Raw genomic sequence first — 24,807 nt, 5'->3', positions numbered from 1 at the left:
GTGCGTCGATGCCCACGCGACTCGCACAGGCTGGCCAAGCTTTTGCAATCTTTTTGGATGTCTTGGGGCAGCTTGGTTCGGGCCTGGGGGGGGGGGGGGGGGCGCACCCGCTTTGAACCGGCCTGAATAATACGGGACGGGACAGTTTGGGACGGCAGTGCGCAGCACTGCCCGGCCCAACGGCTGTGTCTGCATCTTTGATGCTGGCACAGCGGGCGGGAGCACTCCGGCGGTTTTGGTGCCGCAGGTGTCAGATGCCGAACATCCGCGTGGTCAGGCGTCGCAGCCAGTGGCTTCTTGGCCGGGCCTCTGCAGGATCGTCGCGGATCTGGGCGGCGACGCCTTCCGGGTCCACCAGCGTCTTGCCGTCCTGGAACTGCAACCGATAGAGGTCGGCATAGATACCACCTCGGGCCAACAGTTCGTCATGCGTGCCCTGGTCGACCACCTCACCGCGTTCCATGACGACGATCAGATCTGCGGACCGGATCGTCGACAGGCGGTGTGCAATGACCAATGTGGTGCGCCCACCGGACAGCCGGTCCAGGGCTTCCTGCACCACCTTCTCAGATTGCGCGTCCAAAGCCGAAGTCGCTTCATCCAACAGCAAGATCGGCGTGTCCCGCAAAAGCGCGCGTGCAATCACCACCCGCTGACGTTGCCCCCCCGAAAGGGCGGACCCGCGCGGGCCGACTTGGGTGTCCAACCCATCGGCCAGCTTGGGGAGGAAATCACTGACATGGGCGGCGTCCAGCACCTTTTTTAACGTCGCATCGCTGACGTCCGTGCGTCCCAACAGAATATTTTCGCGCAGAGTTTCGTCAAACAATAGCGCCTCCTGCGTGACCACTGAATAGAGGTTGCGCAGCTCTCCCAGATCCATGTCCGCCACGGCCACACCGCCAACGCTCACGCGGCCTTCCTGTGGATCGACAAGACGTGTCAACAGGTTGAAAATCGTCGATTTACCGGCACCGGATGCGCCAACCAACGCGACCGTTTTTCCCGGCTCCGCGGTCAGGCTCAAATTGTTCAGTACTGTTGAGTCACCGTATTTCAGGGTCACATTGTCCAACCGGATGTCGGGCAGGCCAGTCGGGGCCGCAACGGGATTTTCCGGAGAGGTCAGCGTGATTGGCGCATCCATAAGCTCCTTGATCCGTTCCAGCGCCGCGGCGGCGACCTGCCAGGTGCCGCTGACCGAGGCGAGCCGACGCATGGGATCAAAGGCCAGACCAATGGCGGTGAAAAAACTCATGAACTGGCCAACTGATTTTTCGCCCTGAATGATTTCTGAGCCGCCATACAGCAGCACCCCCATGAACCCGAGCCCGGCCATGAAATCAATCATCGCTGTGAGAGACGCCGCTCCAAAGATCACCCGCACTTCCGAGCGGACAAACCCATTCATGTGGGTGTTGAACCGTCCGGCTTGATATTCTTCCAGATTGTTCAGCTTGACCGGGACAATCCCATGAAAGATCTCGTCCAACCGGGTGGCCAGCGTGGCTCCCAGATCGCGGGCCTGAGCCGCCTTTTTGCGTACATACCGCTGGGCGACGGCAATCGGCAGCAGCAGCAACGGCAAACCGCCCATCATCACCGCGGTCCAGGCCCAGTCCACATTGATCGCAACGGCCATCAGAACGACCAGAGACACAGCATCGCGACCGGCACCGGTGATGATCACTTGCCAGACCTGGTTCACGGCAGACACATCGCTTTGGATTCGTTGAATCAAAAAGCCCGGCGGGTGGGTCTGGTGAAACGACGGGTCCTGGCGGATCGTGCGATTCAGAATATCCATGCGCAGATGGGCAGCGGTTTCCTGGGAAATCCGGGCCAGAAGCACTTTTTGACCACCACCAGCCAGCCCCCGCAGGGTGAAGATGATCAGAAACGCCAGGCTGACCCAACCCAGAGATCCGGTGTTTCCCTTGACGAAAATCTCGTCAAACATCGGCTGCATCATATAGCTGACGGCCCCGACCATGCTGCCTTCGAGCAGCATGAACATGAGCGCAACACCCAGAAGTCCCAGATGGCGATGCAGGTACCCGGTCCAGACCCAGCGCATCAACCCGGCAGAGGAGGCAGGTTTACGGCTCATATAGATGGCTCCATCTGTTGGGAAGAGGGCAAGCGCCGCACTATGCGGTGACCTCGGGTTTTATGCCCGGGCCATTTAAGCAGCTGTGTCGGCGGGTGCAAGCTTTGCCCGGGGGGGGAGGGTCAGGCGCGTTCGTGATGCTTTGTGAAACATCCCAGATTGACGCTGGTCGGCGCGCCGCTAAGGTGGCCCAAAATTACGGAATTTCATCCGGATGAACGCGGGGTGATCGCGGTGTGATCAAGACCGTGTTCGTTCGGGTTCAGGAGAGGCTGTCATGGCAGGCAAACAGGCAAGAACCCTCGCGCAGGGGCGCAGTTATCTGGCGATCCCGGGCCCATCGGTAATGCCGGATGCGGTTTTGCGGGCGATGCATCGGGCGTCGCCCAATATCTACAACGGCGAACTCGTCGAGATGACCCATGGGTTGATCCCGGATCTGTGCAAAGTGGCACGCACCAGACATCAGGCCGCGATCTACATCGGGAATGGACATGCTGCCTGGGAAGCCGCGCTGTCCAACACTGTGGCACCCGGCGAAACGGTTCTGGTTCCTGCCTCTGGTCGCTTTGCAATGGGGTGGGCGGAAATGGCCGAGGGGATCGGGGCACAGGCCCGAATTCTGGATTTTGGACGCACGAACGGTTGGGATATTGCCCGGATCGCTGATGTGCTGCATGCCGATACAGCGCATCAGATCAAAGCGGTGTTGGCCGTTCACGTTGATACCTCCAGTTCGATCCGCAATGACATTCGGGCACTGCGGGCGGTTCTGGATGAGCTGGACCATCCGGCCCTGTTGATGGCCGATTGCATTGCGTCGATGGGGTGCGACCGGTTTGAAATGGATGCCTGGGGTGTGGATGTGGCGGTTACAGCCAGCCAAAAGGGTTTGATGGTTCCGCCCGGTCTGGGCTTTGTGTTTTTCAACCCCAAGGCCGAAGACAGGCGGCGCAGTTTGCCCCGTGTGTCTCGGTATTGGGACTGGGCCCCACGGGCGAATCCAGAAGCTTATTTTCAGTATTTTGCCGGCACCGCGCCGACGCATCATCTTTATGGCCTGCGGGTCGCGCTGGACATGATCCTGGAAGAAGGCATGGAGCACGTCTGGGCGCGTCACGCGGTCTTGGCACAGGCGATCTGGGCGGCGAGCGAAGCCTGGGGGCAGGGTGGGTCGTTTGCGCTGAACGTTTCCCGACCAGAGCTACGATCGCATGCGGTGACGGCGTTAAAGCTGGACTCCCCGGATGGCACCCGGTTGCGATCCTGGGTGGAGCGTCATCTGGGATTGACGTTGGGTATCGGTTTGGGAATGGCCTCGGACGGCGACCCCGCGGGCGACGGCGTGTTCCGGTTCGGGCATATGGGACATGTGAACGGGCAGATGATCATGGGGTTGCTCGGAGGTGTTCAAACTGGGTTAACGGCGTTGGATATTCCACATGGGGGCGGAGCGATCGAAGCGGCTGCAAGAGTTCTGGCCCAGCACGATTCCACTGATTGAGGATGTTTCGTCATCAGGTGTTCCACGAAGGGAGTCCAGCGACGAGGATAGGCGTCCCCTGGGGGCTGGTCATCGCACCCGTTGGTGGCGTTCGCCGGGCGACAAATGGCTTGGGGCAAACTCGGCCTTAGGGGGCTCATCAATACCGGGGCGCAAATTTCCGGGACAGGTTTAACGGGGCACGTTGAAGGCACATCCACGATCTGGTGCATCCAAGTCGACGGAACACGTGTCGAATCGCGCTGTGATGATCGCTGGTATATGTGGCAACGGGTACTCCGCCACATGCGAAATGCGCCACCCGCTCACCGAACGTGTGGGATGACCATCCATGATGGACTTCCGGGCTGGTTCAGTTTCGAACCGCCGCGTACCGGTCAATGCCGTGGTTGATCAGAAGCGCCAACAACAGAACCGGGACGACGCCAAACAGCACCCAGATCACAAAAAAGATCCACATCAGATTCACACCCAGCATTGTAATGGCTGCATTGGTGTAGTCAGGGGCCCTTGGTCGTTCATGACTGTCCGACATTTTGCCATACCTCCTGAGCGAAAAGTATAGCGCACAGGTGGTGAATGTCTGGTAAATCTATTGCGAGCGTCAGCCTCTGGCGTCTTTCAGCGCTGCGGGCAGGGCTGCGGCAAAAGCATCCAACATGATTTCTGGTCCACAGCTGATCCGGATGCATCGGTTCTGCGGAGCAGCAAAAGGCATCCGGGCAAAGATACCCCGCGCGATCAATCCGTCCAGAACCGATTTGGCGAATTCGCCGTCTTTCCCGCAATCAATGGCCACGAAATTGGTGGCCGAGGCAAGCGCAGACAATCCGTTTTCTGCCGCGATTTCCGCGATCCGGGTCCGGGCCGTGTCGACTTCGCGCAGAACATGGGTCAGCCACTCTGTGTCCTGCAATGCTGCAAGAGCACCGGCCTGAGCCATGCGGTTCATCCCAAAATGGTTGCGCACCTTGTGAAAGGCCTGAATCAGATCCGGATGCGCCAGCGCATACCCAACGCGGGCCCCCGCCATGCCATACGCCTTGGAAAACGTGCGCATTCGAATGACACGGGGATCATCTGCCGCGACAGGTGCCGCGGTCCCCGGAGGGGCGCATTCCACATAAGCTTCGTCCAGCAACAACAGCGTGCCGTCGGGGAGATCCGACAGCGAAGCGACAATGTCAGCCCCGGAATGCCAACTGCCCATCGGGTTGTCGGGATTGGCCAAATACACAATCTTGGCATCGACCTCGGCGGCCTTGGCAAACAAAGCGGCCGGGTCTTCGTGGTCTTTGGTATAGGGGACCGTGTGCACTTGGCCACCAAACCCAGCCACATGATAGTTGAACGTAGGATAAGCACCCTGTGACGTGACCACGCTATCGCCGGGGGCCACCAGCAATCGGGCGAGGTACCCCAGCAATCCGTCGATGCCTTCACCTACCATGATGTTGTCGGCACGCACGCCGTGATGGGCGGCCAAAGCCTGACGTAGGTCATGATTTTCGGGGTCGCCGTACATCCAGACGTCCCCAGCTGTTGCTTGCATTGCGGCAATTGCTCTTGGTGAGGGGCCAAAAACATTCTCATTGGCACCTAGCCGGGCCTCAAAAACCGACCCGCGCGCCCTTTCCTGGGTTTCGGGTCCGACAAACGGAACGGTCGAGGGCAGAGAGGCGGCGAGGGGCGTGAAACGAGTATGGGTCATGAGGGCAGATAAACAGGCTCGGCCCGGTGCCGCAAGAGGGGAGAAGGCCTCCGATGGCGGTGGAAAATTCTTAGCAAGAATTTTGCCAAGAATTTTTTAAAATTCTTGCCTGTGGCGCAGGCAGTGCCTCGGGGGCAGGGTTCCGCCACGTTGCAGTGGCATGCCAAGCGGGATCAGGGCAATCTTTGGAGAAACCGGGACAAGGAGATCTGCGATGGCACGGGTATCAGTGACATATGCTGACAATATCGCTCATGTGACCCTCACACGAGGCGACAAGGTGAATGCGCTGGATGATGCCATGGTCAAGGCAATCCTTGCTGCAGGCCAGGAGGTCGCGGCTTCGGATGCGCGTGCAGTCGTCCTGTCGGGAGAGGGCAAGGGGTTCTGTGCCGGTCTGGATCTGATGAGCTTTGCCCAGATGGGGAAGATCGATCCCAAGGCCTGGTTGATGGAGCGCAGCCACGAAGACGCCAACGAAATGCAGGAAGTGGCAATGGTCTGGCGTCGGGTGCCTGTTCCGGTGATCGCGGCCCTGCATGGGGTGGTGTATGGCGGTGGTCTGCAACTGGCGCTGGGGGCCGATATCCGGATTGCCGGGCCGGATGCAAAGCTGGCGGTTATGGAAATGAAATGGGGTATCGTGCCGGACATGGGGGGCATGGCCTTGTTGCCACAGCTGGTACGCTCGGACGTTTTGCGCCAGCTAACCTATACTGCCCGCCCCATCACGGCGGATCAGGCCGAACGCTGGGGATTGGTAACCCAGGTCTGTGAAAATCCGCTGCGCGCTGCGCAGGACCTGGCAGCCGAGATCGCCGACAAGGGGCCCAACGCCATCCGCGCGGCAAAGCGTCTGATTGGGTTCGCCGAAGCGGGGGCGTCCCAGGCGGATGTTCTATTGCAGGAAAGCCGGGAACAGGTGGACCTGATCGGCAAGCCTGAACAGATGGAAGTGATTGCGGCGCAGATGCAAGGTCGCAAACCGGTCTTTAAATAGGCACATGAACCACCGCGACGGGGCCGTCGTGCCTGTCCGGTCACTGTTCAGTTCAATGAGGGAAGCCGTGCACCGACTGCCATTGCTGTTTCACCACAATTCTATCCCACCGATGATTGCCGCTGTTGCGTTGGGGGTGGGGGTCCTAATCTGGCAGGGCGCGACATGGCAGTGGACGCTGATCCTGTTGGGGATCCCGGCGCAGATGCTGAATGAATACGGATTGCACAGGCATGTGTTTCACCTGAACCCACCGCGCAGCCAATGGGCATTCAACCTTTTGTATCAGGCGCATTATGGGCACCATGATTTTCCGACCAAACCCAAGCTGTTCTTTGCCCCGATCTGGGTGTCCCTGCCCATGCTGGTTGTCAATTTTGGGCTGGTTTGGGGGGCGGCGCGTGTTGTTCTACCTGCAGATGCGATGATGATTGCCGCCGCTGTAGTGCTGGTTGGGGGTGTTTCGACCTTTTTGGGGTACGAATGGTTTCACATGACCGCACATTTGCCGGTACGTAAAACACGGGTCGAACGTCATGTCACCACCTTGCACAACCAGCATCATTTCCGGGATTTTTCCAAATGGTTCCATGTGTCACCCGGGGGCGAGGTGATCGACCGGGCAATGGGGACCGCAATTGCGCGGGATGCCCTGCGCGATCAGCAACGCATTGAATTTATCCGTACACTGGGATTGAAACCAGATGATCCACGCCTGATGTCGGCCCGCGAAACATTTACCCAGAAATACGATCTATCCTCCCAGGAGATCGAACAGGCAGCGCGGGTTTAAAGCCCCCTGACCCTAGCACCGGTTTGCCCGGGATTTGCGTGTTGCCGATGGTAATTCACCAAAATGGCGACGGTATTGATTTGAGAAACGGCTCCAATCCCAGAACCCATGCCGGGCCGCGATATCCCCGATCGAATGATCCCGAAACGACGGGTCCAGCATCGTGCGTCGCACATCATGCAGCCTGACCACCCGCATATATGTCAACGGCCCCATCGATACGTTGTCGGAAAACGATTGCTCCACAGATCGCCGCGAGCTTTTGGCAAATTGAGCGATGTCATCCGTGGTGATCCGTGTGGCGTCACGAGACCGAAGCCAAAACCGGCAATGATCGAACCGATTGAATACCGGGGTTGCACCATCTGCGCGCCTTCCGGCTGTAGTGCTCCACTCCAACGCCAGTTTGGACATGATGCCCGCGATCAGGGCCTGCCCGATTAATGCCGAGGACGCCGACCCGTTGTCTTGTGCCAGCCCTTCGACCGCGGAAATTGCGTCTTCGCGCATTCGATAGGCAAATCTGGGTGCGCGGAGGATGCCGATGTCATCCTCCAGCGCCATGACCCATTCCATGATCTCGGGTGACAGCACGGGATGTTTGAGAAAAGCGTCACTCCGGATCGCGATTGCCATCACGACCCCGTGGTTGGGGCTGATCACATGCAGGTTCCCGGACGGCGGCAGCAGAAAGAAATGATCCTCCGACAGGGGGCGGCCCTTGCTCGTGAACCCGGTCGCCGCATCAAGGGTCACACCAAAGGTGAAATGGTCGGGCGACCCGATGACTTCCTGTTCAAGCGCCTGATTGCAGTATTCCAGATGAATGGAAACATCCGGCCCAAAAAAGGCTGACAAAAACCGCCCATGAAAGGCCCCCGGCGTCAGTTGTAGGTAACTCTGATCGTGTCCGGCCAGCTGCTCTGCCTGCTGATCGAAATCCGTGAACACGTTGTCAAATAGTCCGGATTGACCTTCGCAAAACCCGTATGCGGGAAACCAGCGCGTTGATATCGCTCTGTTTTTCAAGGATACGCTCCTGCTGAAATCTGCGTTTGCTGCATAACGGTCTTGGCCGGTTTCTCACTAGACTTGGGGCAGGTCCATTAGGGCACACAATAAAAGGGAGAGCAAAATGTTTGCAAAAATTCTCGCTGCTGCGGCGATTTTCACGGCCACTGCGGTTCAGGCCGATGACCGTTGGATGTCGATTCCAGATACTCCGGCAATGCCCCAAGCCGCATCCTCGGGCACCGTGTCGGTCAATGGGATCGAGATGTATCACGCCACTTATGGGGCGGACGATGGTACCCCGATCCTGATGATCCACGGAGGGTTGGCCCATGGTGACATCTGGGGGGCTCAGGTTGCTGATCTGATGCGAGATCACAAGGTCATCGTCGCCGACACCCGCGGACATGGCCGGTCCACAAATGATGGCAGCGACTATAGTTATGGGTTGTTGGCCGCCGATTATCTGGCGCTCTTGGATCATCTGGGCGTCGACAAGGTGCATCTGGTGGGATGGTCCGATGGTGCCAATATCGGATACGCGATTTCACAGACTCACCCGGATCGGCTCGCCAGCCATTTTGCGCATGCTGGTAACGTCACTTTGGATGGGGTTGATCCAACAGTCGAAACCAATGAACTGTTTGGTGGTTATGTCGGGTTGATGGCTGCGGATTATGCTGCGATGTCGCCAACACCCGATGGATTTGAGGCTTTTCTGGGTGGTGTTGTGACCATGTGGGGCACCTCAAAACCCGGCGGGACAGAGGCGTTGAAATCAGTGACTGTGCCAACGTTGGTCGTGCAGAGCGAATTTGACGAAGCAATCCTGATGGATCATTCCAAAATGATTGCTGATCTCATTCCATCCGCCGAATTCCTGATCCTTGAGAAGACCAGCCATTTTGCGTCTTTTCAGGCCCCTGATGAATACACCGCAGCGATCCGGGCATTTATCAAGTAAGGCAGCCCGCATCATCTGTTGCGATAGGCGCTGCCTCTGATCAATAAGAAACGCCTACCGCAGAATTTCTGCGGTAGGCGAAGATTGTATATCCTGACACATTCCTGTCGCTGGCGTTTTTACCAGCGACAGGAATATGTGGTCTCACAAAGACGCTTGATAAATCTTGTCGATGTTTGATCCCAAAGCGGCGTTGTATTCATCCGCGCTCATCGCGACATTCAGACCTTCGGTCAACGCGCGAGAGAACGATGCGATCATCTTGGTGTTCTGCGCCAACTTCTCACAAGCATCATCGGTGGAATAGCCACCCGACAGGGCCACGACGCGCACAACATTGGGGTGATCGGCCAGGTCACCATACAAACCCGCCTGGTTTGGAATGGTCAGCTTCAACGCGACCTTGCTGTCGGCGGGCAGGGCGTTCAGCGCGGTCAGGATTTCACCCTTCAGGATGTCCTCGGCTTCGGCCTTGGTGGCGGAATGGATGTCAACTTCGGGCTCGATGATCGGCACCAGACCGGCATTGACGATCTGCTGGCCCACTTCGAACTGCTGGGCGACAACCGCCTTGATCCCGTCGGCATTGGCCTCTTTGACGACCGAACGCATTTTGGTGCCAAAAATTCCGGCCTCATTGGCGCGTGCCAACAGGGCGTCCAGATCGGGCATCGGTTTCATCACTTGGGCACCGTTGGCCTCATCCGCCAGACCTTTGTCGACCTTCAGGAACGGCACAACACCGCATTTTTCCCACAGGTAGACCGGAACCTGGATACCGTCGATGGCGTTGTCCATGGTTTTTTCGAACAGGATGGCCCCCAGGATCTTGTCGCTGCCGAAATCGGGCGCGGTGATGATGCGGGCGCGCATCTTCTGGATTTCCCCGAACATTTCGTCATCATTGGAATAGGCGTCTTCCATCACACCATAAAGCGCCAGCGCCTTGGGGGTGGAGCCGCCGGATTGGTCCAAGGCGGCGATAAAGCCTTTGCCACTGGCGATGCGGTCGAATTGCTGCTGCTGGATGGAAGCGTCTTTTGCCATAATGCGTCACTCTCCGAAGAATATGGATGTCTTGGAGGTGTCTATAGCGTGAATCGAACCGGAAACAACACGGGTGTTGCGCTAACGGACGAAGGATTTGCCCGCATTCCGCGCCATATTGTAGCGCATGTCCAGATCCGCCGCGCGAGCCATGGCAAATTCGCGCGGGTTCAAAGCGCCCAATCGCGCCAGTTTGCCATGCGCAACCGCCCGCGTTTCGTCGATCACGACCTCTTGGTTCATGACCTCCTGCATTTTGTCACCAGCCCGGGGACCAGGATCCAAATGCCTGTTGCCACGCCCGGACCAATCCTCTGGTCCTTAAGCGAAACGATCAGGTGTCAAAAAGCCAGTTACTCTGCCCCGTACCGCGGGATCTCATTTCCGTCGGGGGCGCAATAACCGCAACAGCAATTGGACTGCGCCCCGTCGAAATTCGGGCTGGGATGTCGTGATCCCATGCAAAAGCACCCGAGATTCCCTTGTTCATCTGGCCAAAAATATCCCGGAGCGCGAGGCAGAGCCTCGCTACAGCCCCCGCCCGTGGCGGACGGGGGCTGTTCTGGTCAGGCGATTTCGGCCAGGCGGGCCAATGCTTCGTCGATCCGACTGTCTTCCTCTTCGCGGGTGGCCAGATTGGCCTTGGCCTCTGCGACCACGTCGTCCGGTGCCGAGGCGATGAATTTGGGATTGTTCAACCGACCACGCAGGCCACCCAATTCCTTGGCCAACTTGCCCTTGGCTTTTTCCAGACGTGCCTTTTCGGCGTCCACGTCGATGATGTCCGCCAGCGGCAGGCCAAAGGCCGCGCCGGGGGCAGAGATCGAAATGGTGCCCTTTGGCAAAGCGTCAATCTGGGTCAGGCTCTCGATTCGCGCCAGACGTTTGATCAGCGCCTGGTTGCGGTCCCAGGCGGCTTGCCCATGGGCGTCGATTTCACTGACCAGCATCGGCACATACAGCCCTGCCGGCACCCGCATCTGCGAGCGCGCCGAGCGGGTGTTTTCGATCACTGAAATCACCCAGTTCATTTCGCGATCCGCATCTGAATCACCCAATTCAGCAGCCGTATAGGTCGGCCAGTCGGCGTGCACCAACATTTTGGCACGTGCGTCGTCCAACCCCCACAGCTCTTCGGTGATAAACGGCGTGATCGGGTGCATCAGGATCAGGCACTGGTCCAACACCCAGCGCAACGTGGCCTGGGTTTCCGCCTTGGCGGCTTCGTCTTCGCCCTGCAGGATCGGTTTGGAGAATTCCAGATACCAGTCACAGACCTTGCCCCAGACAAAGGCATAAAGCCCGTTGGCGGCATCGTTGAACCGATAGCTTTCCAGCGCAGCGTCCACCTCTTCGCGCACGCGGGCGGTTTCGCCGATGATCCATTTGTTCAGGGTCAACGTCGGCGTCGGTCGTTCGCTGCCGCTGGCATAGGGGATCTCGTAATGCTCGGCAAAGCTGAAGGCGTTCCACAGTTTGGTGCCAAAATTGCGCGCGCCGGTGATGCGGTCCTTGGACAGTTTCAACACGCCGCCGATCGCCGCCATCGACGCATTGGTAAACCGCAGCGCGTCGGCACCGAATTCGTCCACGATCTCCAGCGGGTCAATGACGTTGCCGGTGGTCTTGGACATCTTTTTGCCCTTCTCGTCGCGCACCAGCTGATGCAGATAGACGGTGTGGAAGGGGATGTTGTCGACCACCGCCAGCTGCATCATCATCATCCGCGCCACCCAGAAGAACAGGATGTCGAAACCGGTGATCAACACATCGGTGGGGAAGTAACGCTGCATTTCCTCGGTGTCCGCAGGCCAGCCGAGCGTGCCGATGGGCCAGAGGCCGGAGGAAAACCAGGTGTCCAGCACATCGGGGTCGCGCCACACCGGAAAGATCAGCTTGGTCGGATCCTGATCCAAGGCGTATTGCGCGAGGCTTTCGGCGAATTTGTGGATCGCGTCGTGTTTGTCTTCGGCCTCGACAATGGTGGCGTGGCTCAGCGGGCTGGGGATATTGGCGTTGTCATCCAGGAAGCGGTTTTGCACGTCCTCAAACGAGGCGGCGCAATGGTGCACATCGCCCCGGTGCAACATGCCGCCTGCGTTCAGTAACTGCCCCAGTTCAACCAGATCCAGCGCGCCGGTGTCTGCATCCGATTTGAAATCCTCCGCCGACAGGTTCAGACCGTACCAGACCGGGATCTGGTGGCCCCACCACAGCTGACGCGAGATGCACCAGGGTTCGATGTTCTCCAGCCAGTGGTAATAGGTCTTCTCGCCGCTCTCGGGGATGATCTTGACCGTGCCGTCCTTGACCGCATCCAACGCCGGGCCAACAACCTTTTCGGCGTCCACAAACCACTGGTCGGTGAACATCGGTTCAATGACCACTTTCGAACGGTCGCCAAAAGGCTGCATGATCGGCTTGGCCTCGACCAGCGGGACCAGGGCACCCGCGTCATCGTCTTCGCCCAGCTTGGTGCCCAGAGCCGGGTTATCGGCGCGGGTCATCACGGCCAGACCGTCGGCGGTAATCTCTTCGACCACGCGGGCGCGCGCTTCGAACCGGTCCAGACCGCGCAGGTGATCAGGGATCAGGTTGATGGCGTCGATTTCGGTTTCGGTGAAGGCTTTGCCGCGCGCGTATTCCTGCGCTTTGCCTGCCTCTTCGGCGTAGGGCGCGCCATCGGCCCGCATCGCGCCGCGGGTGTCCATCAGGCGGTACATCGGGATGCCGCCGCGTTTGGCCACCATGTTGTCGTTGAAATCATGCGCGCCGGTGATCTTCACGGCACCCGAGCCAAAATCCTTGTCCGGATATTCGTCTGTGATGATCGGGATCTGGCGGCGGTGTTCCTTGGGGCCGACCGGGATTTCACACAGCTGGCCAACAATGGGCGCATAACGTTCGTCCGAGGGGTGCACCGCAACCGCGCCGTCGCCCAGCATGGTTTCCGGGCGGGTGGTGGCGATGGAGATATAGTCGCGTTCTTCGGTCAGAGTGACGTTGCCGTCCTCGTCCTTTTCCACATAGGTGTAGGTCGCGCCATTCGCCAGCGGGTATTTGAAGTGCCACATGTGGCCCGGAGTCTCGATGTTTTCGACCTCGAGATCGGAGATGGCGGTCTCAAAATGCGGGTCCCAATTCACCAGTCGCTTGCCGCGATAAATCAGGCCCTTGTTGTACATCTCAACAAAGACCTTGATCACCGCATCATGGAAATTGGGCGAGTTTTCGTGGCCCACGCGGGGATCACCCGCGGCACCGGCCATGGTAAAGGCGTTGCGGTCCCAGTCACAGCTGCTGCCCAGACGTTTCAGCTGTTCAACAATGGTACCGCCGTATTCGCCCTTCCATTCCCAGACCTTTTCCAGGAATTTCTCGCGGCCCAACTCGCGGCGGCCAGGTTGCTGCGTGTTGGCCAGCATCTTTTCCACCTGCATCTGGGTGGCGATACCTGCGTGGTCCTGACCGGGCTGCCACAGGGTGTCAAAGCCGCGCATGCGGTGCCAGCGGATCAGGATGTCCTGCAGGGTGTTGTTGAACGCATGCCCCACGTGCAGCGCGCCGGTGACGTTGGGCGGCGGGATCATGATGGTAAAACTTTCGTCGCGCGACCGGTTCGCGCCGGCCTTGAACGCGCCTGCGTCTTCCCAGGCTTTGTAGATACGGGCCTCGGCCTGGGCCGCGTTGAACGTCTTTTCCATCGCCATGCGTCTTGATCCCTCATGCAGTTGCCGGATCAATTACCCAATGGCGACGCCAAGGGGAAGGCGGCAATGGGGATTTCTTGCCATTCCACCGCTTGCGCGGGCGGAACAGGCGGGTTTCAGGTATTTTTAACCAGAAAGAAGCGGAAAGGATTCGTTAACCAGAATCGCGGCACTCTGTTGAGGCGGTACAGGCTGAGGAGCCGATGACCGCACCAGGAAGAAGCTGCCCTTGGGGTTTGCGCAGGAGTGTTCCTTGCGAGAATGGACGGCCCAAGCGTCAGGGGCGCTTCGCTGCTGCTTCTTTCTGGTCCGAAACACCTTGGGGGAGCAGCCAGCGGCTGCGGGGGCAACGCCCCCATTGAAACGCCTAGAGCTTGTCGAGCGCCTCGTGCAGTTTGTCCAACTCTCCGTCATGCATGGATATCGACTGATCCGGGTAAGGAAACGCTTTGGCGCGGACTTCGGATTGGAAGGCTTGCAGCGCGGAAACCCGTTCGCAATACATCTGTCTGTGCAGCCGACCCAGATCACCAAAGGCATGGGCATGACGTGGTGGGGCATCTGCCTCGCCGCAGATATCGGCCATGAACAGAAATATCACGTCGCCTGCATTGCCGGACCCCAGCGAAATGGTGACGATTGATGTGCGATCATTCAACAGCCGCAGAGTGTCTTCGGCGACGCATTCGATTTCACAGGCAAAGGCACCGGCGTTCTCATAGCGTTTGAAGGTATCAAAGATCTGCATCGCCTCTTGTGCGCTGCGGCCAAAGGCACGCAGGCCGCCGGACCAATGGCTGAGCGAGGGCACGAGCCCCATATGCACCTGCACAGGGATACTTTCGCGCGCCAACATTTCCACCACCTCAAATGAGCGGTTGGTGAAATACATATCCGCGCCATTTTCCATGCAATCGATCGCGTGGCGCATGATCTCGTCATTGGTGGCAAATTGCCCCCAGTTCATTGCGGTTCCCGCGAAATGGGTGGGGGCGATTTCGCGGGCCATGTCCAGATGCACGTCCCATAGGGTCAGCAAGTCGATGCCCGCATCAACACAGGCCTGGATTTCCGCCTCGTTGGCCGGGTTGCACATCGTCAAACGTTCACCGGTCTGTTTCAGGTTAAGCAGGTCGCGAACGGTATAGTTGCGCTGGGCCGGGCGACGGCCGAATGTGTAGATGTTTTTCATGGCGTTTCCTTGCAAAAGCGCGTGCCGGGCCGCAATGGGCCCGGCGGGTTGGGGGAGGCTGGGAACTTACTCGGCGGCCCAAATCTTGCGGCGGCGTTCTTTGACCATTTCATTGCCTTCGTCGGTGCCGTCGTGAAAGGTGTTGAACCATTCGTCCCAGGGTGTTTCCCAGGTGCCATAATTGCAGTCAAAGAACCTGTGATGCAGTTGGTGAAAGAAGTCGCCGACCAAGAATCTGCCCGACTTCCCGAGTTTCAGGTGCTCGAACCCGGCGTGCGATGTGGGCGCGCCGATGCCGTGGTGGAACAGCAGGAACAGGGCATGCACTGGATGGGACGGCAGCAGGAAGAAGATCATCGTGTCAAACATCAGGAAAAAGCTTTCGACCGGATGCATCGCCAACCCGGACCAGGGGCCGGTGTTGATGTTGCGGTGATGCCAGGCGTGCACTTTGGTGTAGAACGGACCCACATGCAGCAGCCGATGCAGCCAGTAGAAATGAAACCCGGCCCAGATCGGGATGAACACGGTCATGACGATGAACCAGACTGGATTGCTGTCCAGCGTGATCATCCGCACCCAGCCATTGGCATAGGCAAACAGGATAAAGCTCTCCCAGAAGGTCCAGAAGGTCAGGGCGGGACCCAAGCTCCAAAACATGTTGTCCCAGACCTGGTTCTTGAATGTAAAGACCTTGGCCCCCTTCATCATGGGGCGCATGTCATAGCGGTAATCGTCGTTCTGGGTGCGGAATTTCCACAGGGCCAGATGCAACCCACCGGCCACGACCAACAGGATGCATAGGTTGCGGACCCAGATTTCGAACACCCAATCCCAGCTGAATGTGGCAACCCGCTCCAGCGATGGGGTAAGGAACGTCCATGTGAAGATCGCAAAGCCCAGCAGCAAAGCGCGCAGCGCCAGCGGGTTCCAGCTGCGCAGCAGATAACGCAGCGCGGCCAGCGGGCGCATTGGCCATCTCCAATAGGGGGCGGTCTGGATCGGCAGCTCAGGGGTGAAATTCCAGATTTTGCGTTTGGGGCGCGGGGACTGGGTGGGGGCGGGACTGGTCATGTCTCGTCTCTCATCTGATTGGGGACCGCATGGGGCGGATGATGTGTTCGCAAGGGACAAGGTACAGTGGGGTGAAAAGAATTCAGAACGGTAAGACTTGCCGGATAGGCTAAGCTATGCTTAGCCTTCGGAATGGTTACCCGTCTTCCCTCTCTCAATTGGTTGCGTGTGTTCGAGGCCGCGGCCCGCACCGAGAGCTTTGCCCGTGCGGCGGCCCAGCTGAACATGTCTGCGGCTGCCGTCAGCCAGCAGGTCAAAGCTCTGGAAACCCAATTGGGTACTCCGTTGTTTCATCGACATGCCCATGCAGTGACATTGACCGAGGCCGGGCGCGCTTATCTGCCGTCAGTCCGGCAATCTCTTTTGCGATTGGAGACGGCAACCACGGGACTGTTCGGTAAAAGCCGGGAACAGCGGCTGTTCGTGCAGTCGGTGCTGCTGTTTGCCCATGGTTTGCTGGCGCGCGGGGTGCCCGCGTTTCAGGCGGCACACCCACAAATTAACCTGGCGCTCAGCACCGGTAATATGGTCGCGGATTTCGCCAATCAGTTTACGGATTTGCAGATTGTCTTTGGCAATCCGGCGCTGTTCGGGGCCGAAGGGGACCGGTTGATGGGCGAGGTCCTGTATCCTGTGGCCACACCCGAAATCGCCGCACAGATCACGGCGGTCTCGGACCTGCTGGATTATACGCTGATTGAGGTCTCGACCCACCGCGCCAGTTGGCCGCATCTGTTTGAACACCTGCGGCTGCCGCATGGTCAGGCGCGGTATTTCTTTGCGGATAATTCGCTGTTGGCGGCTGAATTGGCCGCACAGGGGGGGGGGATTGCCTTGGCCCGTGCCCCGGCCAGCGATCTGGCGATGTGCCGGGCCGGGTTGGTGCCCTGTCTGCCGGACATTCGCGTGCCGGGGCAGGAGGCGTATCATCTGGTTTACCCGGATCGGGGTGCCTTGCGCCCGGCGGCGCGTGCGTTTCGGACCTGGGTCATGGATTTTGTCGGCGATGACGTGGTTGCCCAGCAGCCCACCTGAACTCAGTGCGACTTGCCTGATGTCGCGCGAAGGCGCAGGTTGGGCACGTTGAGACAGGGCAGTTTTCGCCGACGCGGGGTTTGGGATTCAATGTCTGCAAACTTCCCCTGCACAATTTAAGCGGATTTTGATAGATTGGTTGCATTGCCACATTTGTGGATATCAGCGGCCGCGCGTGCCAGACAATTTCTTACACGGTCTGGCGAGATCGGATTTTTGTACTTGAAGAGCTGATTTTCACGGGAACTGCCAGGATTGGCGGTTTGGGATATTTTGTATGGAGGAAATAGATCATGAGTTTTGGCTTATTGCGGCGCGCAGGCGTGGTGCTGGCTTTTGCCGCAACCAGCGCTGTCGCGCTTTCGACCGGGGCCACAGCACAAGAGGATCGACCAAACGTTCTGGTGATCTGGGGCGATGACATCGGCATGTGGAACGTCAGTGCGTATAATCAGGGCATGATGGGGTATGAAACACCCAATATCGACCGGATTGCCCAGGAAGGCATGTTGTTCACGCATGGCTATGGCGAACAATCCTGTACGGCCGGGCGTGCCTCGTTCGTCATGGGGCAATCGGGTTTCCGGACCGGGTTGCTAAAGGTGGGGCTGCCGGGTGCCAAGGAAGGCATGAACGTCAAGGATCCGACCATTGCCGAATACATGAAGTCCAAAGGGTACATGACGGGACAATACGGCAAGAACCATCTGGGTGATCTCGACAGCATGTTGCCGACCAATCACGGGTTTGATGAATTTTTCGGCAATCTGTACCATCTCAATGCCGAAGAAGAGCCCGAGAATGTCGATTACCCCAAGAACCCGGAATTCCGCGAGAAATTTGGCCCACGCGGGGTGATCCGATCGTCGTCGGATGGTCAGGTCGAAGACACCGGACCGCTGACCAAAAAGCGTATGGAAACCATTGACGAAGAGGTTACTGCCGGAGCGCTTGATTTCATCGACCGTGCGGTAGAGCAGGAAAAACCATTCTTTCTGTGGTACAACTCGACGCGGATGCATATCAACACGCACCTCAAACCCGAAAGCCAGGGGGTGACGGGGCTGGGAGTGTATCCCGATGGCATGGTCGAACATGATGGCATGGTGGGGCAGCTGCTCGACAAGCTGGACGACCTGGGCATCGCCGACAATACAGTGGTGATGTATTCCACCGATAACGGTGCCGAAGTGTTCACCTGGCCTGATGGCGGTACCACACCGTTCAAGGGCGAAAAGAACGACAACTGGGAAGGCGGCTATCGCGTTCCGATGATGATCAAATGGCCGGGTGTGATTGAACCGGGGCGCAAGTCCCACCAGATCATCAGCCATCTGGATTGGTTCCCGACGTTCATGTCGGCGCTGGGCGATCCGGACATGAAGGAGCGGATGCTGACCGAGGCTCCGTTCGGCGAGGAGAACGAGCCGGTCCATCTGGATGGGTATGATTTCATGCCTTATTTCCGCGGCGACACCGACGAAGGACCGCGCAAGGAGTTCCTGTATTTCTCGGATGGGGGCGATTTGCTGAATTTGCGGTATGGCCGTTGGAAAGTCGTGTTTGCCGAACAGCGCGCAGAAGGGTTCGATGTCTGGGAGGAACCCTTTACGTTCCTGCGTCTGCCAAAGATCATGGATCTGTACAGCGACCCGTTCGAGCGGGCCCAGCACGAGGCGATGAACTATGGCCAGTGGCGCATTGAGCGGACCTATCTTCTGGTACCGGCGCAGGCATTTGTTGCCCAGTTCCTGGCAACCTTCAAGGACTACCCGCCGCGCTCCAAACCAGCGAGCTTCTCGATTGACCAGGTGCTCGAGAGCCTGCAGCGCAATCAGGGCGGCTGACCCGCGGGGCGCACAACAAGTCACTAAGAAAAAAGGGCGTCTCTTTGCGGGGTGCCCTTTTGCTGTGCCGGGGCGTGGTGTCAGGATTATTGCGCCGCCCCCTAGACATCCATTGACCGAAGACTAACGTCCCATGCGACGGTTTCCCGCAATCAGGAGCGCAGCATGGAAAAATTCGGCAAGAGCCAGCCGGTCACACGGGTCGAAGACACGCGGTTTCTGACTGGGCAGGGGCGCTATGTGGATGATGTTGCTCCGGCAAAGGCGTTATATGCCCATGTGCTGCGCAGCCCCGTGGCACATGGGGTGATTACCGCACTGGATTTGGACGATGCCCGGCAGGCCGATGGCGTTCAGATGATCCTGACCCTCGCAGATCTGGAGGCGGCGGGGATTGACGTGGGGATGAGCGGCACAACGGTCAAGAACCGGGATGGATCAAAGGGCGCGGCACCGGAACGGCCGATGCTGGCGCGGGATCGGGTGCGTTATGTCGGGGAACCCATCGTGATGGTCATCGCCGAGACCCTGGACCAGGCGCGGGATGCGGCCGAGCTGATCTGGCTGGACATAGAGGATCTGCCGGTCAAGCTGGACCTGATGGGCGGCGGCGACGTCATTCATCCCGAAGCGCCCGGCAATATCGCCTTTGACTGGGGGTTGGGAGACGAAGGGGCCACGCAGGCTGCCTTTGATATGGCCACGCATCGGGTTGCGTTGGAGGTCGGGGACAACAGGATCATCGTAAACGCAATGGAGCCGCGCGGCTGTTTTGCTGATTGGGATGGGGACCGGCTGCACTTTACGTATGGCGGGCAAGGCGTCTGGGGAATGAAGACGCAACTGTCCGAGAAATTGGGGCTGAAGCCCGAGGCTCTGCATGTCATGACGCCCGATGTGGGGGGCGGCTTTGGCATGAAGGCGATGCCCTATCCTGAATACTTCTGTGTCGCTCATGCTGCCCGCGCGCTGGGCAGGCCGGTACGCTGGATGTCGGATCGCTCCGAAGCGATGCTCAGCGACAATGGTGGACGTGATCTGGTGTCGTTGGCCGAACTGGCCTTTGATGCGGATCTGAAGATCACCGCCTATCGGGTTAGTACAAGGGCCAATATGGGAGCCTATAATTCGCATTTTGCCCAGGCCATACAGACCCAGCTGTTCAGCCGGGTTCTGACCGGGGTCTATGACATTCAGACCACATGGATGCAGGTAAGCGGTATCTACACCAACACCACACAGGTGGACGCCTATCGCGGCGCTGGGCGGCCCGAAGCGATCTATGTGCTGGAACGCGCAATGGACCGGGCTGCGCGTGAATTGGGGATTGATCCCTGGGAGCTGAGGCAGCGCAATTTCATCCGCCCCGAGGCGTTCCCCTATGCCACAGCCACGGGAGAGAGCTATGACGTGGGTGATTTTGATCGGCTGGTGACACGGATCACCGACACGGCCGACCTGGCAGGGTTTGCCGCGCGGCGGGACGCCGATGCAGACCGTGGCCTGATGCGGGGGATTGGCAGCTGTTACTATATTGAAAGTATTCTGGGCGATCCTTCGGAAGGCGCGACCGTCGAATTTCACGAGGATGGCACAGTGAGCATCTATGTTGGGACCCAAAGCAACGGACAGGGGCATGAAACAGTCTATGCCCAGTTCCTGAGCGACCAGACCGGCATCCCCGCCCACCTGATCCACGTGGTTCAGGGCGACAGTGACCGGATTGAACAGGGCGGCGGCACCGGTGGATCGCGGTCAGTCACGGTTCAGACCCATGCGACATTGGCGGCGGTGGATGTGATGATTGCCGCCTTTACCCCGTTTCTGGCTGACGAGATGGGGGTCGCGGACAGCGAGATCCGTTTTGATGGCGAAACATTCCGGGCACCGGGGTCGAATCTGACCCCCACACTGATCGAGGCCGCCGACCTGGCCCGTACACGGGGACGCAGCGATCTGTTGTCCCATGCGGCGCGGGCCAAGCTGCCCGGGCGCTCTTATCCCAACGGTGCCCACATCACAGAGGTTGTGATTGATCCCGAAACTGGACATTCCCGTGTGGATCGGTATACTGTGGTTGATGATTTTGGTAATCTTATCAACCCGTTGCTTGCCGAGGGGCAGGTGCACGGCGGGGTTGTTCAGGGGCTGGGTCAGGCGATGATGGAGCATGTGGTCTTCGATGAGACGGGACAATTGCTCACGGCATCGTTCATGGACTATGCCTTGCCGCGTGCGAGCGACGCCCCCATGATTGATTTTATATCCGAACCGGTGCCCTCGACCACCAATCCGATGGGCATGAAAGGCTGCGGCGAAGCCGGGACAGTTGGCGCGCTGGCTGCTGTCGCCAACGCGGTTCAGGATGCTCTTTGGACCCGCGGGGTCCGGCAGGCCGATATGCCGTTCACTCCGCTCAGAGTTTGGGAATTGTTGAGGGATGCAGATACCGCGGCTGGCTAAACGTTTTCTGGGATGGCTTGGGCGACCGTTGCGGTCCGAACATTCCCCCGAAGTCAAAGTGCGCGGGCCGCTGACCCATGTGATCATATTGGATGGGACCATGTCGACGCTGGAGCCCGGGCATGAAACCCACGCCGGGCAGACCTATCGACTGCTGTGCGAAATGGGACCGCAGGTGTCAGTGTTTTACGAGGCCGGGATCCAATGGACCGACTGGCGCTCGACGCTGGATGTGTTGATGGGGCGCGGATTGAACCGACAGATCCGCCGCGCCTATGGTTACCTTGCATCTCGGTATCGGCCCGGCGACAGAATCTACCTAATGGGGTATTCGCGGGGTGCCTATGCGGTGCGATCTCTGGCTGGGGTGATCGACATGGTGGGGCTGGTACGCGCGGAACATGCAACCGTGCGCAACATCCGCACGGCTTACCGCCATTACGAATGCGCACCCGAAGGGCACTATGCCCGTGAATTTGCGCAAGCATATTGCCACGACCAGATCGAGATCGAAATGATCGGGGTCTGGGATACGGTCAAGGCGCTGGGCCTGCGGCTTCCGGTGCTGTGGCGCTGGGCCGAACTGCGACACGCTTTTCACAATCACATGCTGGGCCCGTCGATCAAGGCGGGATATCACGCATTGGCCTTGGATGAGACGCGCGAAGTGTTCGATCCGGTCCTGTGGGATTGCCCCGAAGGTTGGGTCGGGCGTGTTGAACAAATGTGGTTCCCCGGCGCGCATGGCGATGTTGGCGGTCAGCTGAGCGGGTTTGAAGCGGCCCGGCCCTTGTCGAACGTCTCATTGGTTTGGATGCTGGACAAGGCGGAAACCTGCGGCCTGCCGTTGCCCACGGGGTGGCGGGACCGCTATGCCGTAGATCCAAAGGCACCGTCTGTCGGCACATGGCAGGGATGGGGCAAGATCTTTTTGATGCGCAAAAAGCGAAAGGTTGGTGCAACACCAAGCGAGTGTTTTCATGACACGGTTCCGGAACCGGCCGAAAGCAAAAGCTGGTCCTTGCCGTTTGCCAGATCAAATGGTGCCTGAAACGACCCTGTCATGGTCGGTGTTCGCTGCGACGGGGACCGCGGTACCCCCCGACCCGGTACATGTTTCGCAAAGCGAAATCGCACCCAGGATCGACTGGCTTACAAGCCAACGATCAGCCTTAACCGGGTGGGAGGTCTGAGCAGATGACAAACAAAAGGGCGCAACCGTTTGGTGCGCCCTGTTCAGTTTTCGGGATGAAAAAGCTGTCAGCCGCGAATGATCTTGGCGAAGGTTTCAAAAACCGGTTCGTTGGCGCAGATCACTTCGCCATCCGTGAGAATGTCGCCATTGGTATCCAACGGCTGAACCAGACCACCGGCTTCGCGCACGATGATGACCCCGGCCGCCAGATCCCAGGAATTCAGGCGGCGTTCCCAGAAACCTTCGTAACGACCAGCCGCCACATAAGCCATGTCCAGCGCCGCAGAGCCCCAGCGACGCACACCGGCACAGGCGGGCATCAAACGGGCCAGATCCTGGAGCGTCAACGGCAGATCGGCACGTCCGGCAAAGGGCAGACCGGTTGCAAAAATGCTCTCGATCATCCGGTGGCGACCTGAAACCCGGATCCGGGATTCGTTCATCCAGGCACCAGCGCCCTTTTCGGCAAAATACATTTCGTCCTTGGCCGCGTCAAAAACCACACCGGCCACGATCTGGCCCTTGTGTTCCAACGCGATGGACACCGCCCAATGGGGCAGCCCGTGCAGGAAATTGGTGGTGCCATCCAGCGGATCAACGATCCAGCGCCGGGTCGGGTCCTTGCCCGCGATCTCGCCACCTTCCTCGGCAATCCAGCCATAGGTCGGGCGCGCGTTCAACAATTCGTCGCGCAGGATTTTTTCCGCGGCAATATCGGCTTTTGTGACAAAGTCGCCAGCCCCCTTGGTCGACACCTGCAGATTTTCCACTTCGCGGAAATCTTTGACCAGGGACCGGCCTGCTTTGCGGGCGGCCTTGATCATGATGTTGAGATTCGCACTGCCAATCATTTGGGGGCTCCTGTTCGGTCAAGGGGCGCATATACGCCGCACTCTCGCGCTTGCCAAGGGGGGTTGTGTCAGACTGTGCCGGGGGTCGTGCCGTTTGGTCACTCTGGCCTTGCTCTTGCCAAAGCGACAACTGAACTACACAGTTCAGATTGAGTTGGAAAAGAACCCGTTGATCAAAGTCGCGAATGGAGAACCTGATGAGTGAACAGATGCAGCACATTGTTCTGGCGAGCCGCCCGGATGGGGCACCGGTGGCCGAGAACTTTCGTCTAGAACAGGTGGCGATGCCGACACCGGCAGACGGCGAGGTTCTGGTAAAAGTGCATTATATGTCGCTGGATCCCTATATGCGCGGCCGGATGGATGATGCCAAATCCTATGCTGCACCCGTGCCGGTCGGGGGGCCAATGGAAGGCGGGGCAGTGGGCCAGGTGATCGCGTCAAAGAGCTCTGCCTTTGAACCGGGTGATTTTGCCTTTGGTATGTTCGGCTGGGCCTCTCATGGGGTTCTGCCGGCCAACCAGTTGCAAAAGCTGGATCCAAAAATGGGGCCCATTACTGCTGCGCTCGGCGTTATGGGCATGCCGGGGTTTACCGGGTGGCATGGCTTGAACGCGTATGGCCGACCCAAGGCGGGTGAAACGCTGGTGGTCGCTGCCGCAACGGGCCCGGTTGGGTCGATGGTCGGGCAGTTGGCGAAACACGCAGGATTGCGCGTTGTCGGTATCGCCGGGGGCGCAGAAAAATGTGCGTTGGCGGTTGAGACATTCGGGTTTGATGCCTGTCTTGATCACAGGGCCTATGACACGGCGCGGGATCTGCGGGTTGCCCTCAAGGATGCCTGCCCGGATGGGATCGACATCTATTTTGAAAATGTTGGCGGCAAGGTTCTGGAGGCGATCATGCCGCTGATGAACCCATTTGGTCGGATTCCGATTTGTGGCATGATCAGCTGGTATAACGCCGGCGGGCTGGGTGCCGATGCCACCGACGGGGTGATGCCGGCCCCCGCGATTTGGCGCAACATTCTGGTGAAATACCTCTCGGTGAACGGATTCATCATCTCGAACCACTTTGACCGCTATCCGGAGTTTCTGAAAGAGGTCGGGCCGATGGTCGCAAAGGGCGAAGTTCGGTTCCTGGAGGATATTGCGGAGGGCCTGGAGAATGCGCCTGCGGCCTTCATGTCGATGTTGACCGGTGGCAATACCGGCAAACAGATCGTCAAGCTTGTCTAAACGCTAGCCGGTTGGGTGGTGGGGACAAGCACCCACCACCCGCCTTGCATGTTTCAAAACGG

General features: G+C 58.8%; 19 protein-coding genes. 9 read left to right on the top strand and 10 right to left on the bottom strand.

Features of this window, described 5'->3' with window-relative positions; all coding sequences use genetic code 11:
* Window positions 1-250: 250 nt before the first annotated feature.
* On the bottom strand, window positions 251-2,110 hold the full coding sequence (locus QEZ52_RS13615; protein WP_406644915.1) for an ABC transporter ATP-binding protein: 1,860 nt from the start codon (window positions 2,108-2,110) through the stop codon (window positions 251-253).
* Between the two features lie 277 nt (window positions 2,111-2,387).
* On the opposite strand from QEZ52_RS13615, the gene QEZ52_RS13610 reads away from it, so the two are divergent.
* Window positions 2,388-3,614 (top strand): pyridoxal-phosphate-dependent aminotransferase family protein, encoded by a 1,227-nt coding sequence (locus tag QEZ52_RS13610; protein ID WP_406644914.1) that lies wholly within the window; start codon window positions 2,388-2,390, stop codon window positions 3,612-3,614.
* Between the two features lie 352 nt (window positions 3,615-3,966).
* On the opposite strand, the gene QEZ52_RS13605 is transcribed toward QEZ52_RS13610, so the two are convergent.
* The gene (locus tag QEZ52_RS13605; RefSeq protein WP_406644913.1) at window positions 3,967-4,149 is read right to left on the bottom strand and encodes a histidinol phosphate aminotransferase; all 183 of its coding nucleotides are present in this window, start codon (window positions 4,147-4,149) and stop codon (window positions 3,967-3,969) included.
* 69 nt (window positions 4,150-4,218) lie between these two features.
* A complete protein-coding gene (locus QEZ52_RS13600) occupies window positions 4,219-5,325 on the bottom strand; it encodes a pyridoxal phosphate-dependent aminotransferase (protein WP_406644912.1) in 1,107 nt (368 codons plus the stop codon).
* 214 nt (window positions 5,326-5,539) lie between these two features.
* On the opposite strand from QEZ52_RS13600, the gene QEZ52_RS13595 reads away from it, so the two are divergent.
* On the top strand, window positions 5,540-6,325 hold the full coding sequence (locus QEZ52_RS13595) for a crotonase/enoyl-CoA hydratase family protein (protein WP_406644911.1): 786 nt from the start codon (window positions 5,540-5,542) through the stop codon (window positions 6,323-6,325).
* Window positions 6,326-6,392: 67 nt separating this feature from the next.
* Window positions 6,393-7,118: a sterol desaturase family protein gene (locus QEZ52_RS13590; RefSeq protein ID WP_406644910.1), complete on the top strand. Its 726-nt coding sequence runs from the start codon at window positions 6,393-6,395 to the stop codon at window positions 7,116-7,118.
* A gap of 12 nt (window positions 7,119-7,130) precedes the next feature.
* Here QEZ52_RS13590 and QEZ52_RS13585 read toward each other — a convergent pair whose 3' ends face one another.
* Window positions 7,131-8,147, bottom strand: coding sequence for a helix-turn-helix domain-containing protein (locus QEZ52_RS13585; protein WP_406644909.1), 1,017 nt, complete (start codon window positions 8,145-8,147; stop codon window positions 7,131-7,133).
* A gap of 106 nt (window positions 8,148-8,253) precedes the next feature.
* On the opposite strand from QEZ52_RS13585, the gene QEZ52_RS13580 reads away from it, so the two are divergent.
* Window positions 8,254-9,093 carry an alpha/beta fold hydrolase gene (locus tag QEZ52_RS13580; protein WP_406644908.1) on the top strand — a complete coding sequence of 280 codons (840 nt, stop codon included), beginning with the start codon at window positions 8,254-8,256 and terminating at the stop codon, window positions 9,091-9,093.
* Between the two features lie 144 nt (window positions 9,094-9,237).
* Here the strand turns inward: QEZ52_RS13580 and QEZ52_RS13575 are convergent, their stop codons facing one another.
* The 5 genes from QEZ52_RS13575 to QEZ52_RS13555 all read right to left on the bottom strand — a co-directional run bounded on the left by QEZ52_RS13575 (window position 9,238) and on the right by QEZ52_RS13555 (window position 16,116).
* Window positions 9,238-10,140 carry a fructose bisphosphate aldolase gene (locus QEZ52_RS13575; RefSeq protein ID WP_406644907.1) on the bottom strand — a complete coding sequence of 301 codons (903 nt, stop codon included), beginning with the start codon at window positions 10,138-10,140 and terminating at the stop codon, window positions 9,238-9,240.
* Window positions 10,141-10,221: 81 nt separating this feature from the next.
* Window positions 10,222-10,383: a hypothetical protein gene (locus QEZ52_RS13570; protein ID WP_406644906.1), complete on the bottom strand. Its 162-nt coding sequence runs from the start codon at window positions 10,381-10,383 to the stop codon at window positions 10,222-10,224.
* 323 nt (window positions 10,384-10,706) lie between these two features.
* Complete coding sequence (locus QEZ52_RS13565; RefSeq protein WP_406644905.1) at window positions 10,707-13,850, bottom strand: valine--tRNA ligase; 3,144 nt, start codon at window positions 13,848-13,850, stop codon at window positions 10,707-10,709.
* Window positions 13,851-14,217: 367 nt separating this feature from the next.
* Window positions 14,218-15,042 carry a 3-methyl-2-oxobutanoate hydroxymethyltransferase gene (locus QEZ52_RS13560; RefSeq protein WP_406644904.1) on the bottom strand — a complete coding sequence of 275 codons (825 nt, stop codon included), beginning with the start codon at window positions 15,040-15,042 and terminating at the stop codon, window positions 14,218-14,220.
* Between the two features lie 66 nt (window positions 15,043-15,108).
* Window positions 15,109-16,116, bottom strand: coding sequence for a sterol desaturase family protein (locus QEZ52_RS13555; protein WP_406644903.1), 1,008 nt, complete (start codon window positions 16,114-16,116; stop codon window positions 15,109-15,111).
* Between the two features lie 132 nt (window positions 16,117-16,248).
* On the opposite strand from QEZ52_RS13555, the gene QEZ52_RS13550 reads away from it, so the two are divergent.
* From QEZ52_RS13550 to QEZ52_RS13535, 4 genes are all read left to right on the top strand, one after another.
* Window positions 16,249-17,151, top strand: coding sequence for a LysR family transcriptional regulator (locus QEZ52_RS13550; protein WP_406644902.1), 903 nt, complete (start codon window positions 16,249-16,251; stop codon window positions 17,149-17,151).
* Window positions 17,152-17,444: 293 nt separating this feature from the next.
* Window positions 17,445-18,998 carry an arylsulfatase gene (locus QEZ52_RS13545; RefSeq protein WP_406644901.1) on the top strand — a complete coding sequence of 518 codons (1,554 nt, stop codon included), beginning with the start codon at window positions 17,445-17,447 and terminating at the stop codon, window positions 18,996-18,998.
* Window positions 18,999-19,163: 165 nt separating this feature from the next.
* The gene (locus QEZ52_RS13540) at window positions 19,164-21,461 is read left to right on the top strand and encodes a xanthine dehydrogenase family protein molybdopterin-binding subunit (RefSeq protein WP_406644900.1); all 2,298 of its coding nucleotides are present in this window, start codon (window positions 19,164-19,166) and stop codon (window positions 21,459-21,461) included.
* Window positions 21,439-22,512 carry a DUF2235 domain-containing protein gene (locus tag QEZ52_RS13535; RefSeq protein WP_406644899.1) on the top strand — a complete coding sequence of 358 codons (1,074 nt, stop codon included), beginning with the start codon at window positions 21,439-21,441 and terminating at the stop codon, window positions 22,510-22,512. Before QEZ52_RS13540 ends, QEZ52_RS13535 begins: the two co-directional genes overlap by 23 nt.
* A 209-nt stretch (window positions 22,513-22,721) precedes the next feature.
* Here QEZ52_RS13535 and QEZ52_RS13530 read toward each other — a convergent pair whose 3' ends face one another.
* Window positions 22,722-23,507: an inositol monophosphatase family protein gene (locus QEZ52_RS13530; RefSeq protein ID WP_406644898.1), complete on the bottom strand. Its 786-nt coding sequence runs from the start codon at window positions 23,505-23,507 to the stop codon at window positions 22,722-22,724.
* 197 nt (window positions 23,508-23,704) lie between these two features.
* Between QEZ52_RS13530 and QEZ52_RS13525 the strand changes: the two genes are divergently transcribed.
* Window positions 23,705-24,745 carry an NADP-dependent oxidoreductase gene (locus tag QEZ52_RS13525; RefSeq protein ID WP_406644897.1) on the top strand — a complete coding sequence of 347 codons (1,041 nt, stop codon included), beginning with the start codon at window positions 23,705-23,707 and terminating at the stop codon, window positions 24,743-24,745.
* Window positions 24,746-24,807: the final 62 nt, after the last annotated feature.

The organism is Aliisedimentitalea scapharcae (assembly GCF_045277565.1).
Classification (GTDB): domain Bacteria; phylum Pseudomonadota; class Alphaproteobacteria; order Rhodobacterales; family Rhodobacteraceae; genus Aliisedimentitalea; species Aliisedimentitalea scapharcae.
Note: the sequence above shows the minus strand (reverse complement) of the source record. Positions and strands in the feature narration are given on the sequence as shown.